Source organism: Paracoccus sp. pheM1, assembly GCF_018499825.1.
GTDB lineage: Bacteria > Pseudomonadota > Alphaproteobacteria > Rhodobacterales > Rhodobacteraceae > Paracoccus > Paracoccus versutus.
Genome location: NZ_JAGXCX010000001.1, coordinates 776,972 through 792,896, shown reverse-complemented (window position 1 = coordinate 792,896; position 15,925 = coordinate 776,972). Strand labels below are relative to the sequence as shown.

Below are 15,925 nucleotides of genomic sequence, written 5' to 3'. Positions count from 1 at the left end.
TTGATCCCAAACGATCTTATCGGATGGTGATGCGCAGGCCCACCGGGCGCAGGGCGCGGTTCACCTCGTGCTGCAGCCGCTGCAACTCGCCCATGGCGCGGGGATGGTGCGGCTCGGCCGGAAGTCGCGCGGGCCAAGACGCTGGCCGGGGCACGGGCCGGGTGGCGGAAATCGCCGGGGCCGGAGCCGACACCGAGGCCGGGGCTTCCTGCGCCCCGCCGCGCATCCGCTCCAGCTGCGCGGGCCAGACCAGCAGGGCGAAGCAGACCAGCAGCGCGGTCACGGCGGGCGCCAGCGGCAGCGCCAGCCGCATCAGGTCGCGCTGCGCGAAGCCCGCGCCCTCGGCATGGCCGAAGATCGCCACCGGCTTGGCCGAGGCCATCATGCTTTGGCAAAAGCCGGTGCCCATGACCGCGACCAGGATCATCAGCGCCGGATCGTGGCCCCAGCCCGCCATCGGCAGCGCCAGTGCCGGGATCAGCACCGCCGCACGGGCCGAGCGCGAGGTGATCGCCAGATGCGCCGCCACCGATGCCGCGGCCAGCAGCACCACCACGGCGGCGCGATTCCCGGTCAGCGCGGGCGGCAGCGCGGCCAGCGCATGGCCGGCCAGCCAGCGGTCCGTCCCCGTCGCCGTCATCGCCTGGGCGATCAGCACGGTCGCGGCCATGTAGAGCAGCAGCTCGACATCGACGGCGCGGAAGATCTCCTTGGGCTTGCGGGTGGCAAAGGGCGGGGTCAGCAGCACCAGCGCCCCGGCCAGCGCCGCCAGCGCCATGCCGATGCCGTGCAGCGGCGCGGTCAGCCACAGCCCGACCACCGCCGCCAGCACCAGGGCGATGCGCGCCTGGCGGCGGCGGGTCGCGGGGTCCGGCCGCGGCGTCTCGATCCGGGGCAGCGGCGCCATCAGCAAGGCGCGCGGCACGAACAGCAGCAGGATCAGCGCGGTCCCGGCCAGGCTGGCGGCCAGTGAAAACGGCAGGCCCAGCATGGCCCAGTCCAGATAGCCCAGCTGCAAGCCGGTGGCGCTGCGGATGCTGGCGGCGGCCAGCAGATGCGCGCCCGCCCCGATCAGCGAGGCGCCGGCGGACAGCAGGATCACCGTCGGAAACAGCAGCGCCAGCGGCTTTCGCAGCGCCGGATCGGGCAGAGCGCCGGCGATCGCCGCAAAGACCGGCAGCAGCAGCGCCGCCCGCCCCGAGGTCGAGGGCAGAACGAAGGCCGTCGCCGCCACCAGCAGCGCCAGCAGCAGGACGAAGGGCGCGAAACGCAGCCCCCGGCGCATCAGCGGCGCGACCAGCCGCTGGGTCAGCCCGGCATCCCTGGCGACGGCGGCGACGACGAAGGCCGAAAGCAGCAGCCAGATCAGCTCGCTGCCGAGCGCGGCGAAAAGCTGCGCCTCGCTCAGCACGCCGCCCAGCACCAGCGCCAGCACGGCGGCCAGCGCCACCAGCGATTCCGGCAGGCGCGTGCCGACCCAGCCCAGCACCGCCAGCGCCGAGACGGCCAGCGTCATCCGCCCCCGCGGCTCCAGCGTGGCGGGCAAGCCCCAGGCGGCGGCGATGATGGCCAGGGCCAGCAGCGCGGCGATCAGCCGGCGCGGCCGGGGAAGCGGCAGGGTCGGGGCAAGAAGGGTCCGGGCGGTCATGGCGTTCTCCTGTCTGACCACAGGATTACGCGGCGGGCTCCGATCTATTCCCCCGGCAGGGCGCGCAGGGCCAGCGCCTCGTCCTCGGGGGTCAGCGGCTCGCCCGCGCCCAGGGCGGCAAGCGCCGCCTCGATGCTCTCGGGGCCCGAGGCCGGGCGGTAGTCCGCGCCGTCCGCCTGGGCCTGGGCGGCGAAGCGCGCCTGCCAGCCATCCGCGTCGCGGCAGGCCAGCACGGTGCGCAGCGCGCGCGCGCGGGCGGTTTCATATTCGCGGCACAACTGCCCCCCGGCCAGCTGGAACGAGGCGATCATGCTGATCTCGGTGCCGTCCGCCAGCACCCGCACCTCGCCCGAGGGCAATTCGTCCAGCGCCGCCAGCTCGGCCCCCGGCAGCCCATCGGCGCCCCGCCCCGACCATTCCCACCAGCCAAGGCCAAGCGCGGCCAGCGCGGCCGAGGCCGCCAGCGCAAGCCATGGCCGGCGGTTCAGGTTCGCAGCCGGGGCCCTTGGCGCGGCCTGTGGCGCAGGAGCAGGCGCGGCGGTGGCGGCGGCGCGGATCATGCCGGCCAGCGGGTCTTCGCCGCCGGCGCCGGTGCGCAGGCCGCCCAGCAGGCGCCGCGTCTCGGCAAAGCGGTGCAGCCGGCGCTGCAACTCGGGATCGGCGGCAACGGCACGGCGCACCGCCTCGGCCCGGTCGGGCTCCAGCTCGCCGTCGGCCAGCGCCATCAGGGTCTCATCGTCGATCTGCATGGGCCTGTCCTCCCGCCGGGTTGCCCGCCGTATACGCGCCGCCCGTCATTCTATTCCCAACTTCCCGGCCAGCGCGAGCCGCGCCCGCGACAGCCGGCTCATCACCGTGCCGACCGGGATCGACAGCACCTCGGCGGTCTCGGCATAGCTCATCTCCTCGACGCAGACGAGATGCAGCACCTCGCGCTGCTCGGGCGGCAGGGTGGCCATCGCCGCCTCGACCGATTGCAGCATCAGATGCGCCTCGAGCGCCGGGGCCGGGTCCACCGGCAGCGCCTCGGGGATCTCGAAAATGTCGACCTGGGTGCCCGCGGTCCTTTGCCGCCGGGTCTGGTCGATCCAGGCATTGCGCATGATCCGAAACAGCCACGGCTCCAGCCGCGCGCGGCGGTCGAATCCGGCGGCATGGGTGATGGCGCGCTCGACAGTGATCTGCACCAGGTCGTCGGCCAGATCGGCGCGGCGCGACAGCGACAGCGCGAATCGCCGCAGGTTCGGCAAAAGGGCGATCAGGGCTTCGCCGAAAGCCGCATCCATGAAGTCCTCCGGGCGGGAAAATTGACCTGGGCGGGGAATAATAGAATGTGTCGGGCGTAGAATGTCCAGAAACCGGCTTGATGGAGGAAGGGAAATGCCGCGCCTGCTGCTGTTCGTGACCGTGCTGGCCGCCATGCTGCTGGCCGACCTGCGCCCCGGCGCCGATTGGACGGCGCCCGCCGCCGCCTGGGCCGACGATGACGACGACGATGATGATGACGACGACGATGACGATGCGCCCCGCCGCCGGGCGCCGCCGCCGGCCCAGCCGCGGGCCCGCGCCGAGCCCCTGCCCCAGCGCGCCCCGGACGAGGTGATCGCGCGCGGCCTGTCGCCGGCCGATCTGGCGCAGTTGCAGGGCATGGGCTTCGAGGTGCTGCACGAAACCCGGCTCAGCGCGGGCGAGCCGATGCACCGGCTGCGCAAGCCCGCCGCCATGCCCCTTGAGCAGGCGCGGGACGTGGTGCGCGCCATGGCCTCGGCCACGGCGGCCGATTTCAACCATTACTACCGGCCGGGCAATGCGCCGGGCTGTCGGGGCGCCGACTGCCCCGCCCGGCAGATGATCGCCTGGCCGGCGCATGGCGCGACCTGCGGCACGCCGCCCCGGATCGGCATGGTGGATACCGGGCTCAACATCCGGCACGAGGCGCTGGAGGATGCGCGGATCAGCCTGCACCGCATCGCCTCGGACGCCAAGGCCGCGGCCTCGGACCAGATGCACGGCACCGCGGTCGCGGCGCTGCTGGTCGGGCGCGCCGACGGCCGCACGCCGGGGCTGGTGCCGGGGGCGCCGCTGGTCGCCGTCGATGCCTTTCACAAGCAGCGCCAGGACGAGCGCGCCGATGCCTTCGCGCTGGTCGAGGCGCTGGACTACCTGGCCGCGCAGCAGGTGCGGATCGTGAACCTGTCGCTGGCCGGGCCGGCGAACGACGCCCTGGCCGGGCAGGTCCGGCGCATGGACCGGGACGGGATCGTGCTGGTGGCGGCGGCGGGCAATGGCGGGCCGGCGGCGAAGCCGGCCTATCCGGCCGCCTATCCGCAGGTGATCGCGGTCACGGCGGTGGACCGCCGCGCCCAGGTCTATCGCCGGGCGAACCGGGGCGGGCATATCGACCTGGCGGCGCCGGGGGTGGATGTCTGGACCGCCGCCTCGATCCGCGGGGCGCGGACCAAGACCGGCACCTCCTTCGCGACGCCCTTCGTCACCGCGGCCGCGGCGCTGCTGATGCAGAAGGAACCGGGGCTGACCCCGGCCGAGGTGCGCGCGCGCCTGCAATCCAGCGCGCGGGATCTGGGCAAGGCCGGCCATGACGAGGTCTTCGGCCACGGCCTGGTCAGCCCGCCCGATCCCTGCCTCTGATCCCGGCACGGTGCGGCTGGGGTTGCGGCAGTTTCGGCGTTTCGACGAAAACCGACATGGAGGTGTTTCAGCCGTCGGTTATCCTGCATCCGCCGCCGCCCGTTCCGGGACGGGCCGGCACGATGTCCGGAAGCGCCCGATGGAAGGTCGAAATGCCGCAACAGAAAACCATGGTCTCCGTGCCGGAGTTGATGCTCGAGATCGCGCCCGAGGCGGCCGAGGCCCTGCGCGCCTCGGATCTGCTGCCGGGGGAGCCAGCCGTCCTGCCGCTCCATGCCACCTATTTCGACACGCCCGACCGGGACCTGGCGGCCGCCGGCTTTACGCTGAGCCTGGCCGAGGGCGAAGGCGAGGACGAAACCGGGCGCATCCAGACCGTCCGGGCCACCGGCAGCACCGCCGATCTGTTCGTGCTGCCCGAATGGCGCCAGCCCGTCGCAGGCGACAGGCCGGTGCTGGACGAGCGCACGCCGCTTTGCGCGCTGCTGGGGCCAAAGGTGGCCGACATCGGCCCGCTGTTCGACCTGCACATCCAGCGCCAGCTCTGGACCCTGTCCTGGCAGGGCGCCGACATCGAGCTGGCGCTGGACCGGGGCGAGGTGACGGCCGCCGACCGCCGCTCGGCGCGCTGCGAGCTTCGGCTGGCGCTGCGAGAGGGCGCGCCCGCCGCGCTTTACGCGCTGGCCCGCCGGCTGGACGAGATCGCGCCGCTGCGCCTGGGCGTGCTGAGCGAGGCCGATCACGGCTTTCGCCTGCTGGGCCCGGTGCTGCGCATGCACAAGGCCGCGCCGACAGCCCTTCACCGCGACATGGCGGCGGCCGAGGGCTTTCGCCAGATCGGCGCCGCCTGCCTGCGGCAGTTCCGCCTCAACGAGCCGCTGGTCGATCCCGGCAACCCCGAGGCCGTGCATCAGGCGCGGGTGGCGCTGCGCCGGCTGCGCTCGGCCCTGTCCATCTTCAAGCCGATGCTTCAGGACGAGACGGCCGCGCGGCTGAACGGTGAAAGCCGCTGGCTGGCCGGGGTGCTGGGCGAGGCGCGCGACCTGGACGTGCTGCGCCTGCGCTGCCGGCCGGATGCGCTGCGCGCCCGGCTGGAGCCGGCGCGGATGGCGGCCTATGCCCAGGCCCGGACGGCGCTCGGCTCGCGCCGGGCGCGGCTGCTGATGCTCGACCTGGCGGAATATCTTGCCATCGGCCCCTGGACGACGCAGCCCTCGGCCGCCGAGATCCGCGACCTGCCCCTGCGCGAATTCGCCTCGGCCGCGCTCGACCGCCTGCGCCGCAAGGTCAAGAAGGACGGCATCGGCCTTGCCGATGTGGATGACGAGACCCGGCACGAATTGCGCAAGGACGCCAAGAAGCTGCGCTATGCCGCCGAGTTCTTCGCACCGCTTTATGCGGAAAAGCGCCGCAGGCGCCGGGCCGCGCGCTTCCTGGCCGCGCTCGAGGCGTTGCAGGACCGCATGGGGGCGCTGAACGACCTGGCGGCGGCCCCGGCGCTGGTCGAGCGGCTGGGCCTGGCCGGCGACCCCGCGGCGGCCGCGCTGCTGGGCACCGACCGCGACAAGCGCACCCTGGTCGAAGCCGCTGCCGAAGCGCATGAGGCCCTGGTCGATGCCAAGCGCTTCTGGCGCTAGGGTGGCCTAGCCCGCCAGCAGCTGGTCGGGGGTGATCGCCGCCAGCCCCAGCGCCTCGCCCACCGGCGGCGAGGTCAGCTGCCCCTCATGCGTGGCCAGGCCCGCGCGCAGATGCGCATCCTCGGCCAGCGCGCGCCGCCAGCCCTTGTCGGCCAGCGCCAGCAGGAAAGGCAAGGTGGCATTGCCGAGCGCCTGGGTCGAGGTCCGCGCCACCGCCCCCGGCATGTTGGCCACGCAGTAATGGATCACACCGTCGACCTCGTAGATCGGATCCTGGTGGGTGGTGGGGCGCGAGGTCTCGAAACAGCCGCCCTGGTCGATGGCGACATCGACCAGAACCGCACCGCGCGGCATGGTTTCAAGCTGCGCCCGCGACACCAGCTTCGGCGCCGCCGCACCCGGCACCAGCACGGCGCCGACCACCATGTCGGCGCGCTGGATCAGCTCGGCGGTCGCGGCCGCGCTGGCGTGCTGGGTGGTCAGCTTGCCCATGAAGAGATCGTCGAGCCAGGACAGCCGCGGCAGCGAACGGTCCATCACCGTCACGTTCGCGCCCATGCCGACCGCGACCCGCGCCGCCGCCGCGCCCACCACGCCGCCGCCGATGATCAGCACATTGGCCGGCCTGACCCCCGGCACCCCGCCCAGCAGCACGCCGCGCCCGCCATTGGCCTTTTGCAGCGCCCAGGCGCCGACCTGCGGCGCCAGCCGCCCCGCCACCTCGGACATCGGCGCCAGCAGCGGCAGCCCGCCGCGCGCATCCGTCACCGTTTCATAGGCGATGGCGGTCACGCCCGAAGCCAGCAGCTCACGCGTCTGCGCCGGATCTGGCGCCAGGTGCAGATAGGTGAACAGCACCTGCCCGCGCCGCAGCATGGCGCGCTCGGGCGCCTGCGGCTCCTTGACCTTGACGATCAGCTCGGCCTCGGCAAAGACCGCGGCCGCATCCGGAACGATCCGCGCCCCCGCGGCCAGGTAATCCTCGTCGGCGAAACCCGCGCCCAGGCCGGCGCCGGCCTCGACCAGCACCTGGTGGCCGCGCAGGACGGCCTCGGCGGCGGCGGCGGGCGCCAGGCCCACGCGAAATTCCTGCGGCTTGATCTCCCTGGGGCAGCCGATCCTCATTCCCTTCTCCTCCTGCTGGTTTTTGGAACTCCCGGCGCCAGTCTGGCATTGGCTTTCCGCAAGATGCTGCGAAATCAAGCCCCGCCAAGGCGCGCCGGCGCACAAGGACGCCCCGGATTCCCAGAAGAATCGAAGATCCTGCCGCCGTCAAGCGCCAGGGCGCAAGCTTTCCCCCGCTCGCCACCCTTGCATATATTCGCATACTCGAATATGTCATGGATGAAGGACAGTTTGCGCGCAGGAGGAGTATCCGATGAGCCATGCCCCGACCTCGACCTCGACGCCCGGCCAGGGCGCGGCCCCTGATCGTGATACCCGTGATCGTGATACCCGTGATCGTGCTTCCGGCCCCGGCCGGGCCGCCGATCCGCATTCCGGTCCGCATTCCGATCCTGGCCCCGGTTCTGGCGCAGGCGCAGGCGCGGCCCTGGCGGCTGTGCCGGAGGTGACGGGGTTTTACGAGGCGCGGACCGGCTCGGTGCAATATGTGGTGGCCGATCCGGCGACCGGCCAATGCGCCGTCGTCGACCCGGTGCTGGACTATGACGAGAAATCCGGCGCCACCGCCACCATCGAGGCCGACCGCATCCTCGCCTTCATCGCCGAGCGCGGCTACAGGCTGGAATGGATCCTCGACACCCATCCCCATGCCGACCATTTCTCGGCCGCCGACTACCTCAAGCGCAAGACCGGCGCCGCCACCGCCATCGGCGAGAAGGTGGTCGAGGTGCAGAAACTGTGGAAGGAATTCTACAACTGGCCGGACTTCCCCGCCGACGGCTCGCAATGGGACCGGCTCTTCGCCGAGGGCGAGACCTTCCGCCTCGGCTCGATCCCGGCGCGGGTGCTGTTCTCGCCCGGCCATACCCTGGCCTCGATCTCCTATGTGATCGGCGACGCGGCCTTCGTGCACGACACGCTGTTCATGCCCGACAGCGGCACGGCGCGGGCGGATTTCCCCGGCGGCGACGCGCATGCGCTGTGGCGCTCGATCCAGGAGATCCTGGCCCTGCCCGAGGCGACGCGGGTCTTCACCGGCCACGACTATTGCCAGGGCGGGCGGGCGCCGGCCTGGGAATCGACCGTGGCCGAGCAGAAGGCGCGCAACAGCCACATGGCGCAATACCTGACCGAGGCCGAGTTCGTCGCCGCGCGGCAGGCGCGCGACCGCACCCTGCCGATGCCCAAGCTGATCCTGCATGCGCTGCAGGTCAACACCAATGCCGGCCGGCTGCCCGCGCCGGAGGCGAACGGTCGGCGCTACCTGAAGATCCCGCTTGACCTGCTGCAGGCGCCCTGGGACTGAGGAGGAGGAGGAAGGATGCGGATCAATATCGCAGGCACCGAGCGGGTGCTGCGGCTGGTGCTGGGCCTCGGCCTGGTTCTGCTGGCCTTGCTGGCCGGGCTTTCGCCGGCGTGGAGCTGGGCGGCGGCGGTTGCCGGGCTGGTGCTGCTGGCGACCGCGGCGCTGCGCTTCTGCCCGGTCTGGGCGCTGCTGGGCATCGGCCGCGGGCCGGAAGGCGGCGGTTCCGAAAGCGGCTCTGAAGGCGAAGGCGCGGATCGTCGGGACGGGGACCGCGAGGACGGGGGCCGCGAGGACGGGGGCCGCGAGGACGGGGATCGCGAAAACGGGGATCGTCGGGACGGAGGCGGGGCATGACCGAATTCACCCCTGTGCAATCGCTGCTGGGCGGCGGGTTGATCGGGCTGGCGGCGGTGCTGCTGATGGCGCTGCACGGCCGCATCGCCGGCATGACCGGGATCCTGGCCGGGGCGCTGGCGCCGGGCGGCGGCTGGCGGCTGGCCTTCCTGGCCGGCGCGGTGGCGGCGCCCTTGCTGCTGGTGCGGCTGGGCGGGGTCGAGATCGGCTTCGACAGCCCGGTGCCGCTGGGCTGGACGGCGCTCAGCGGGCTGCTGGTCGGGATCGGGGTCAGCTATGGCGGCGGCTGCACCTCGGGCCACGGGGTCTGCGGGCTGGCGCGGCTGTCGGCGCGGTCGCTGGTGGCGACGCTGAGCTTCATGCTGGCGACCGGGGCGACGGTCTATGCGGTGCGCCATCTTGCGGGAGGGTTCTGAGATGGTCTTGCTGTCGGCCTTGCTGGTCGGGTTGGTCTTTGGCGCGGGGATTGCGGTCTCGGGCATGGCCAACCCTGCGAAGGTTCTGAATTTCTTCGACATTGCCGGGGCCTGGGATCCGTCCCTGGCCTTCGTGATGGGCGGTGCGCTGCTGGTGGCCTATCCGGGCTACCGGCTGGTCTTGCGCCGGCCGGCGCCGGTGCTGGCGCTGCGCTTCCACCTGCCCGAGCGGCGCGACATCGACGCCGGGCTGGTCGGGGGTTCGGCGCTGTTCGGCCTGGGCTGGGGGCTGTCGGGCTTCTGCCCCGGCGGCGCCATCCCCGCCATCGGCCTCATCCGCCCCGAACCCGTCCTCTTCACCGCAACAATGGCCGCCGGAATCGCAATGGTCAAAATCGGGCAGGGGCTTCGCCGCAGATGCATCTGATCCACCGCCTGCCCATGCTGCAATGGGCGCGCGGCTATGGCGGGGCGGTGCTGAGCGCCGACCTGCTGGCCGCGGTGATCGTCACCATCATGCTGATCCCGCAGAGCCTGGCCTATGCCATGCTGGCCAACCTGCCGCCCGAGGTCGGGCTTTACGCCTCGATCCTGCCGCTGGTCGCCTATGCGGTCTTCGGCACCTCGCGGGTGCTGGCGGTCGGGCCGGTGGCGGTGGTCTCGCTGATGACCGCCTCGGCCATCGGGCCGGTGGTGCAGGCGGGGCTGGCCGATGCGCTGACCGCCGCCGTCGCGCTGGCGCTGCTTTCGGGCGCGATGCTGGTGGCGGCGGGCATCTTCCGGCTGGGGTTCCTGGCGAATTTCCTCAGCCACCCGGTGATGTCGGGCTTCATCACCGCCTCGGGCATCCTGATCGCGGCCGGGCAGATCCGGCACCTGCTGGGCGTGGGCGGCGGCGGCTCGACCCTGCCCGAGATCCTGCCCGCGCTTTTCGCCGGCCTGCCCCGGACCAATCCCTGGACGCTGGCCATCGGCGCCGGGTCGCTGGCCTTCCTTTACGCGGCGCGGCGCTGGGGCCGGCACGGGCTGGTGCGGGCCGGCCTGCCCGGCTGGCTGGCCGACATGCTGGCGCGGGCGGCGCCGATCCTGGCCATCGCCGCCGCCATCGCCCTGGCCAAGGCGCTGGACCTGGGCGGGCGCGGCGTGGCGCTGGTCGGCGCCATCCCGCAGGGCCTGCCGGGGCTGTCGCTGCCCATCCCGTCGCTTGAATTGCTGGCGGCGCTGGCGCCGGCGGCGCTGCTGATCTCGGTCGTGGGCTTCGTCGAATCGGTCTCGGTCGGGCAGACGCTGGCGGCACGGCGGCGCGAGCGGATCGCCCCGGACCAGGAGCTGATCGGCCTGGGCGCGGCCAATATCGCCGCCGGGCTGGGCGGCGGCTATCCGGTCACGGGCGGCTTTGCGCGCTCGGTGGTGAATTACGACGCCGGCGCGCAGACCCCGGCGGCGGGGGTATTCACCGCCATCGGCATCGCGCTGGCGGCGCTGTTCCTGACGCCGCTGCTGGCGGACCTGCCGCAGGCGGTGCTGGCGGCGACCATCATCCTGGCGGTGCTGTCGCTGGTCGATTTCCGCGCCATCCGCCGGGTGCTGGACTATTCGCCGCGCGATTTCCTGGCCATGGCGGCGACCATCCTGGTCACGCTGCTGGTCGGGGTCGAGCCGGGGATCAGCGCCGGGGTGCTGCTGTCGCTGGTCATGCAGCTTTACCGCAGCTCGCGGCCGCATTCCGCCGTCGTGGGCCAGGTGCCGGGAACCGAGCATTTCCGCAACGTCGACCGCCACCGCGTGCTGGTCTGGCCCGAGATCCTGTCGCTGCGCGTCGACGAAAGCCTGTATTTCGCCAATTCCCGCTTTCTCGAGGACCGCATCGCCGCGCTGGTCGCCGACCGGCCGCGCCTGCGCCATGTCGTGCTGATGTGCCCTGCCGTCAACGACATCGACGCCAGCGCCCTGGAAAGCCTGGAGGAAATCAACCGCCGCCTGGCCGAGGGCGGCATCCGCCTGCACCTGTCCGAGGTCAAGGGCCCGGTCATGGACCGGCTGCGGCGCAGCGATTTCCTGCGCCACCTGTCCGGCCAGGTCTTCCTGAGCCAGCACGAGGCCGTCTGCCAACTGCGGCGCGACCTGGGGCCGGATGCTAGCCCGGCGCAGGAAACCGGGCTGGCCTGTTACGGCGACGCGGCGCGGCTTTTGCGGGGCGGATAGGGTCCGGCAGGGGCCGGGCCTTGTTTATCTACGCGCCTACGAATATATCTGGGACAGCCCCCGGAACCCCGAGGTTGACCATGTCCGACGCCGACCGCCAGATCGTCTGCACCGCCTGCGGCGCGACCAACCGCCTGCCGCCCGGGCGCGACGCGCGCGAGGCGCGTTGCGGCAAATGCCGCGCGGCACTGTTCTCTGCCCATCCCGCCGATGTGGACGGGGCGATGTTCCGGCGCCAGATCGACCGCAACTCGATCCCGGTGCTGGTCGATGTCTGGGCGCCTTGGTGCGGCCCCTGCCGGATGATGGCGCCCGAGTTCGCCCGCGCCGCCGGCATGCTGGAGCCCGAGATGCGGCTCGTCAAGCTGAACTCCGAGGCCGAGCCGCAGGTCGCCGCCGCCCTGGGCATCCGCGGTATCCCGACGCTGCTGCTCTATCGCGGCGGGCGCGAGGTGGCCCGGCAATCGGGCGCCATGGACGCCGCCTCGATCGCCGGCTGGGCGCGGGCGCAGCTGCGCGACTGAACCGGGCGGTTGCCCGCCCTGCCCGCTCGGCTATGCTGGGGGCCGGACGGAAACGCGCGAGGGGCAGCATGGGCCAGTTGATCGACGGCACCTGGCAGGACGAATGGTATGACACCGAAAGCAGCGGCGGGCGCTTCCAGCGCAGCGTGACGGCCTATCGCAACTGGATCACCGCGGACGGCAGTCCCGGACCCAGCGGCATGGGCGGCTTTGCCGCCGAAAGCGGGCGCTATCATCTCTATGTCTCCTATGCCTGCCCCTGGGCGCATCGCACGCTGATCTTTCGCGCGCTCAAGGGGCTTGCCGCGCATATCGGCGTCTCGGCCGTCCATCCCGACATGCTGTCCGAGGGCTGGACCTTTGCCGCCGATTTCCCCGGCGCGACCGGGGACCGGCTGCACGGCCTGCCCTATCTGCGCGACCTCTACCTCAGGGTGGACCCCAGGGCCTCGGGCCGGGTGACGGTGCCGGTGCTGTGGGACAAGGCGCAGGAGACCATCGTCAGCAACGAAAGCGCCGAGATCATCCGCATGTTCAACTCGGCCTTCGACGGGCTGACCGGCAACCGCGACGATTACTGTCCGGCCGGGCTGCTGGACCGGATCGACGCGCTGAACGAGCGCATCTACGACCGGGTCAACAACGGCGTCTACAAGGCCGGATTCGCCACGACGCAGGCGGCCTATGACGAGGCTGTCGGCCCGCTGTTCGAGACGCTGGACTGGCTCGAGGGCCATCTGGCCGGCAACCGCTATCTCTGCGGCGAGCGGATCACCGAGGCCGATTGGCGGCTTTTCACCACCGCGCTGCGCTTCGACCTAGTCTATCACACGCATTTCAAATGCAACCGGCGCTGGCTGCGGGAATATCCGAACCTCTGGGGCTGGACGCGCGAGCTTTACCAATGGCCGGGCGTGGCCGAGACGGTGCATTTCGACCATATCGTGCGCCACTATCACTATAGCCACGCCACGATAAACCCGCATCGCATCATCCCGATCAACCCGCTGATCGACTGGCAGGAACCGCACGGCCGGGGCTGAGACAGGCGGCCTTGGCAGCCCCTTTGTCTGACATGCGAAGCCGCCCCATCTGGCGGAGGCCAGCACCCGCCCATGCTGCGGCGGCCGAAGGCGATCCTGCGGGCAGCCCTGGCCAGGCAGCAGCCGGGCAAGGTCGCACGCCCTGTCCGCGCGCGGTTGCAGCGCGCAGATTTTCCGGGAAAACCGCTTTGATTCCAGGGCTTATCCGGCGGCGCGAGAATTTTTCCCCGAGGCTGTATTTTTCCGCTTGCACCCGCCGACGCCCCCTCCTATACGACGCCTCACACGGGCGACGGAGACGCCGCCCGAGACCTCCGGTGGGGCCATAGCTCAGTTGGTAGAGCGCTTGAATGGCATTCAAGAGGTCAGGGGTTCGACTCCCCTTGGCTCCACCAATTCACTCGCACATTCTGGTTGACTATCAGCCGCCTAGGCGAGTTCCGTTGTGCGTTACTCCACGCTCGTCCCCATACCCGAAAAAAGATCCCACTGGATTTCGCCGGACGCTTGGCGGCCGGGGAACCTCGAACTCGCCCCGGATTGATGCGCCAGATCAGAGGCGCATCCGGGACCATCCCGCCCGCTTCGGCGGCCAAGGCGGCAGGTAGCAGTTGAGGCCGCGATCAGGGTGGTCATCGCTGGCCCCGGACAGCATCCCGCTCGCATCCACGAGCAACCCGGCGCCCGCTTCCCGCGCATCCAGCGTCGGATCGTCCCGCCGCAGCCAAAGGACTATCCTGCCAGCAGCAGCGCAAGCCGCATCCTCAGCGCCTTGACCGCCTTGGCCTCACTTTGCGCGTGGCGGCGGCCGGCAGCCAAGTCTCCGGCCATGCGACGGTGCGCGAACCCAGCTTCACGGGGAGCCGGGAACCTGTCTGCGGAAATCTGCGCATGGATGGCCGAACGTGCGAGGCCCGTCGGGGCCGAAAGCCGGTCACGGGGGCAGGATACAGGCCGGCCAGCAGCTCCGTCAGGCGAAGCCTTAATGCGACCAAAGGATATGCCGCAGGGGCATGGGGTGGTGAGGATGCGGCACAGTCCGACCGAGACGGGACGGAAGCGAAGGCCGAAAAGGGCGCTGGTAGGGGTGGTCGGACTCGAACCGACACTTCTTGCGAAACCTGATTTTGAGTCAGGCGCGTCTACCATTCCGCCACACCCCCGTGGCGCCCTTGTCCAGGCCGGCCTGGCCCGGCGAAACGGCATCGCCTTGCGCAAGGGGCGATGCTTCCCCCGGCGGGCATTCGGAACATGGACATCCGCCGCCCGGCATCCGGCCGTCTCTGCGCTCCGCCTAAGGCGCAACGCAGCGTTTTGCAAGCCCCGACTTAGGCCTGGCCAAGCTTTGCCAGCCGCGCCTCGCGCAGCTGCGCGAAGTCGTCGCCGGCATGATAGGAGGAACGCGTCAGCGGCGTGGCCGAGACCATCAGGAAGCCCTTGCCATAGGCGGCTTTCTCGTAGCCCTTGAACTCCTCGGGGGTGACGAAGCGGTCCACCCGGTGATGCTTGGGCGTCGGCTGCAGATATTGCCCGATGGTGATGAAATCCACGTCCGCGGCGCGCATGTCGTCCATGACCTGCAGGACGCCCTGGCGATCCTCGCCCAGGCCGACCATGATGCCGGACTTGGTGAACATGCTGGGGTCCAGTTCCTTGACCCGCTGCAACAGCCGCAGGCTGTGGAAATAGCGTGCGCCGGGCCGGACCGTCGGATAAAGGCCGGGCACGGTTTCCAGGTTGTGGTTGAACACGTCGGGCCGGGCCTCGACCACCGCCTCCAGCGCGCCGGGCTTGGACTTCAGGAAGTCGGGCGTCAGCACCTCGATGGTCGAGCCGGGCGAGCGGTGGCGGATGGCGCGGATGGTCTGGGCGAAATGCTCGGCCCCGCCGTCGTCCAGGTCGTCGCGGTCGACCGAGGTGATGACCACATGCTTCAGCCCCAGCTTCTGCACGGCATGGGCGACGCGGCCCGGCTCGAACACGTCGAGCGCATTCGGCTTGCCGGTCATCACGTTGCAGAAGGAACAGCCGCGGGTGCAGATCTCGCCCATGATCATCATGGTGGCGTGGCCCTGGCTCCAGCATTCGCCGACGTTCGGGCAGCCGGCCTCTTCGCAGACCGTGGACAGGCGGTTGTTGCGCAGGATGTCGCGGGTATCCTTGTAGCCCTGGCTGGTCGGCGCCTTCACGCGGATCCAGTCCGGCTTCTTGGGCTGGGGCTGGTCGGGGCGATGGGCTTTCTCGGGGTGGCGCAGAACCGGGGGCATGTCCGCCATATCGGCATCCTTTGCTGGGAGTCAGCCGAACTTACGGGTTTTTCGGGTCTTGATCAACGCCAATGCAGGGTGCATCTATGCCCCTCGATGCTGCGGCGCGGCATCGGCCAAGGGAGGAGCGGATGATGAAAGGACGAATGATGAAACAAGGCGATCTGCTTCCCGAAGTGACCTTCCAGACCCGCGTGCGCGACGAATCCGTGGGCGGGGACAATCCCTATCGCTGGCAGGCGATGACCACTGCGGATTACTTCAAGGGCAAGCGCGTGGTGCTGTTCTCGCTGCCCGGCGCCTTCACGCCCACCTGCTCGACCTATCAGCTGCCGGGCTTCGAGAAGGCGGCGGACGAGATGGCCGATCTGGGCATCGACGCGATCTATTGCATGTCGGTCAACGACAGCTTCGTGATGAACCAATGGGCCAAGGCGCAGAACCTGAAGAACGTCAAGGTGATCCCGGACGGCTCGGGCGCCTTCACCGAAAAGGTCGGCATGCTGGTGCGCAAGGACAACCTGGGCTTCGGCGCCCGCAGCTGGCGCTATGCCGCCATCGTCGAGGACGGCCGCGTCCAGGCCTGGTTCGAAGAGCCCGGCCGGATGGACGACTGCCCCGAGGATCCCTATGGCGCCACCGCGCCCGAGGCGGTGCTGGACTGGCTGCGCGCCAATCCGGCCAAGGCCGCGGCCTGATCCAGGGCCAGGGCCAGGGACGATGCGAAAAGGGCGCCGCCGGGCGCCCTTTT

Annotated in this window: 15 protein-coding genes and 2 tRNA genes; 11 read left to right on the top strand and 6 right to left on the bottom strand. The window is 70.9% G+C overall.

The window, feature by feature from the left end:
- Positions 1-16: 16 nt before the first annotated feature.
- Genes KF941_RS03945 through KF941_RS03935 form a run of 3 tightly spaced genes read right to left on the bottom strand, consistent with a single transcriptional unit; the run spans position 17 to position 2,934 of the window.
- On the bottom strand, positions 17-1,648 hold the full coding sequence (locus tag KF941_RS03945; protein WP_214272591.1) for an SLC13 family permease: 1,632 nt from the start codon (positions 1,646-1,648) through the stop codon (positions 17-19).
- A 44-nt stretch (positions 1,649-1,692) separates the two neighbouring features.
- Positions 1,693-2,397: a hypothetical protein gene (locus KF941_RS03940; RefSeq protein WP_214272590.1), complete on the bottom strand. Its 705-nt coding sequence runs from the start codon at positions 2,395-2,397 to the stop codon at positions 1,693-1,695.
- 45 nt (positions 2,398-2,442) lie between these two features.
- Entirely contained in the window at positions 2,443-2,934 is a 492-nt protein-coding gene (locus tag KF941_RS03935) for an RNA polymerase sigma factor (RefSeq protein WP_214272589.1), read from the bottom strand.
- Positions 2,935-3,028: 94 nt separating this feature from the next.
- Here KF941_RS03935 and KF941_RS03930 point away from each other — a divergent pair, with 94 nt between their 5' ends.
- Positions 3,029-4,297, top strand: a complete 1,269-nt coding sequence (locus KF941_RS03930) for a S8 family serine peptidase (RefSeq protein ID WP_214272588.1) — start codon at positions 3,029-3,031, stop codon at positions 4,295-4,297.
- A gap of 152 nt (positions 4,298-4,449) precedes the next feature.
- On the top strand, positions 4,450-5,934 hold the full coding sequence (locus KF941_RS03925; protein ID WP_214272587.1) for a CHAD domain-containing protein: 1,485 nt from the start codon (positions 4,450-4,452) through the stop codon (positions 5,932-5,934).
- Between the two features lie 6 nt (positions 5,935-5,940).
- Here KF941_RS03925 and ald read toward each other — a convergent pair whose 3' ends face one another.
- Positions 5,941-7,059, bottom strand: coding sequence for an alanine dehydrogenase (gene ald / locus KF941_RS03920; protein ID WP_072464316.1), 1,119 nt, complete (start codon positions 7,057-7,059; stop codon positions 5,941-5,943).
- 427 nt (positions 7,060-7,486) lie between these two features.
- Between ald and KF941_RS03915 the strand changes: the two genes are divergently transcribed.
- From KF941_RS03915 to KF941_RS03880, 8 genes are all read left to right on the top strand, one after another.
- Positions 7,487-8,365: an MBL fold metallo-hydrolase gene (locus KF941_RS03915; RefSeq protein WP_214273641.1), complete on the top strand. Its 879-nt coding sequence runs from the start codon at positions 7,487-7,489 to the stop codon at positions 8,363-8,365.
- Between the two features lie 15 nt (positions 8,366-8,380).
- The gene (locus KF941_RS27805; RefSeq protein ID WP_240540212.1) at positions 8,381-8,719 is read left to right on the top strand and encodes a DUF2892 domain-containing protein; all 339 of its coding nucleotides are present in this window, start codon (positions 8,381-8,383) and stop codon (positions 8,717-8,719) included.
- Positions 8,716-9,135 carry a membrane protein gene (locus KF941_RS03905; protein ID WP_036761444.1) on the top strand — a complete coding sequence of 140 codons (420 nt, stop codon included), beginning with the start codon at positions 8,716-8,718 and terminating at the stop codon, positions 9,133-9,135. The genes KF941_RS27805 and KF941_RS03905 overlap by 4 nt, the downstream gene beginning before the upstream one ends.
- A 1-nt stretch (position 9,136) precedes the next feature.
- On the top strand, positions 9,137-9,562 hold the full coding sequence (locus KF941_RS03900) for a DUF6691 family protein (RefSeq protein ID WP_072464113.1): 426 nt from the start codon (positions 9,137-9,139) through the stop codon (positions 9,560-9,562).
- Positions 9,553-11,340 carry a sulfate permease gene (gene sulP, locus KF941_RS03895; protein WP_214272586.1) on the top strand — a complete coding sequence of 596 codons (1,788 nt, stop codon included), beginning with the start codon at positions 9,553-9,555 and terminating at the stop codon, positions 11,338-11,340. Before KF941_RS03900 ends, sulP begins: the two co-directional genes overlap by 10 nt.
- An 80-nt stretch (positions 11,341-11,420) precedes the next feature.
- Complete coding sequence (trxC, locus tag KF941_RS03890) at positions 11,421-11,864, top strand: thioredoxin TrxC (RefSeq protein WP_214272585.1); 444 nt, start codon at positions 11,421-11,423, stop codon at positions 11,862-11,864.
- Between the two features lie 68 nt (positions 11,865-11,932).
- On the top strand, positions 11,933-12,907 hold the full coding sequence (locus tag KF941_RS03885) for a glutathione S-transferase family protein (RefSeq protein WP_214272584.1): 975 nt from the start codon (positions 11,933-11,935) through the stop codon (positions 12,905-12,907).
- Between the two features lie 319 nt (positions 12,908-13,226).
- Positions 13,227-13,302, top strand: a tRNA-Ala gene (locus tag KF941_RS03880).
- Positions 13,303-13,986: 684 nt separating this feature from the next.
- Here the strand turns inward: KF941_RS03880 and KF941_RS03875 are convergent.
- Together KF941_RS03875 and lipA are read right to left on the bottom strand one after the other, a co-directional pair.
- A tRNA-Leu gene (locus KF941_RS03875) sits at positions 13,987-14,070 on the bottom strand.
- 165 nt (positions 14,071-14,235) lie between these two features.
- Positions 14,236-15,183, bottom strand: coding sequence for a lipoyl synthase (lipA, locus tag KF941_RS03870; protein ID WP_036760049.1), 948 nt, complete (start codon positions 15,181-15,183; stop codon positions 14,236-14,238).
- 140 nt (positions 15,184-15,323) lie between these two features.
- Between lipA and KF941_RS03865 the strand changes: the two genes are divergently transcribed.
- On the top strand, positions 15,324-15,872 hold the full coding sequence (locus KF941_RS03865; protein WP_036760060.1) for a peroxiredoxin: 549 nt from the start codon (positions 15,324-15,326) through the stop codon (positions 15,870-15,872).
- Positions 15,873-15,925 lie beyond the last annotated feature (53 nt).

Excerpts from the sequence above, each read along its gene's own strand:
- KF941_RS27805 (WP_240540212.1), top strand. The coding sequence starts at position 8,381 with ATGCGGATCAATATCGCAGGCACCGAGCGGGTGCTGCGGCTGGTGCTG.
- KF941_RS03940 (WP_214272590.1), bottom strand. The coding sequence starts at position 2,397 with ATGCAGATCGACGATGAGACCCTGATGGCGCTGGCCGACGGCGAGCTG.
- KF941_RS03865 (WP_036760060.1), top strand. The coding sequence starts at position 15,324 with ATGAAACAAGGCGATCTGCTTCCCGAAGTGACCTTCCAGACCCGCGTG.
- KF941_RS03930 (WP_214272588.1), top strand. The coding sequence starts at position 3,029 with ATGCCGCGCCTGCTGCTGTTCGTGACCGTGCTGGCCGCCATGCTGCTG.
- KF941_RS03925 (WP_214272587.1), top strand. The coding sequence starts at position 4,450 with ATGCCGCAACAGAAAACCATGGTCTCCGTGCCGGAGTTGATGCTCGAG.
- KF941_RS03905 (WP_036761444.1), top strand. The coding sequence starts at position 8,716 with ATGACCGAATTCACCCCTGTGCAATCGCTGCTGGGCGGCGGGTTGATC.
- KF941_RS03885 (WP_214272584.1), top strand. The coding sequence starts at position 11,933 with ATGGGCCAGTTGATCGACGGCACCTGGCAGGACGAATGGTATGACACC.
- KF941_RS03935 (WP_214272589.1), bottom strand. The coding sequence starts at position 2,934 with ATGGATGCGGCTTTCGGCGAAGCCCTGATCGCCCTTTTGCCGAACCTG.
- lipA (WP_036760049.1), bottom strand. The coding sequence starts at position 15,183 with ATGGCGGACATGCCCCCGGTTCTGCGCCACCCCGAGAAAGCCCATCGC.
- KF941_RS03900 (WP_072464113.1), top strand. The coding sequence starts at position 9,137 with ATGGTCTTGCTGTCGGCCTTGCTGGTCGGGTTGGTCTTTGGCGCGGGG.
- sulP (WP_214272586.1), top strand. The coding sequence starts at position 9,553 with ATGCATCTGATCCACCGCCTGCCCATGCTGCAATGGGCGCGCGGCTAT.
- trxC (WP_214272585.1), top strand. The coding sequence starts at position 11,421 with ATGTCCGACGCCGACCGCCAGATCGTCTGCACCGCCTGCGGCGCGACC.
- ald (WP_072464316.1), bottom strand. The coding sequence starts at position 7,059 with ATGAGGATCGGCTGCCCCAGGGAGATCAAGCCGCAGGAATTTCGCGTG.
- KF941_RS03945 (WP_214272591.1), bottom strand. The coding sequence starts at position 1,648 with ATGACCGCCCGGACCCTTCTTGCCCCGACCCTGCCGCTTCCCCGGCCG.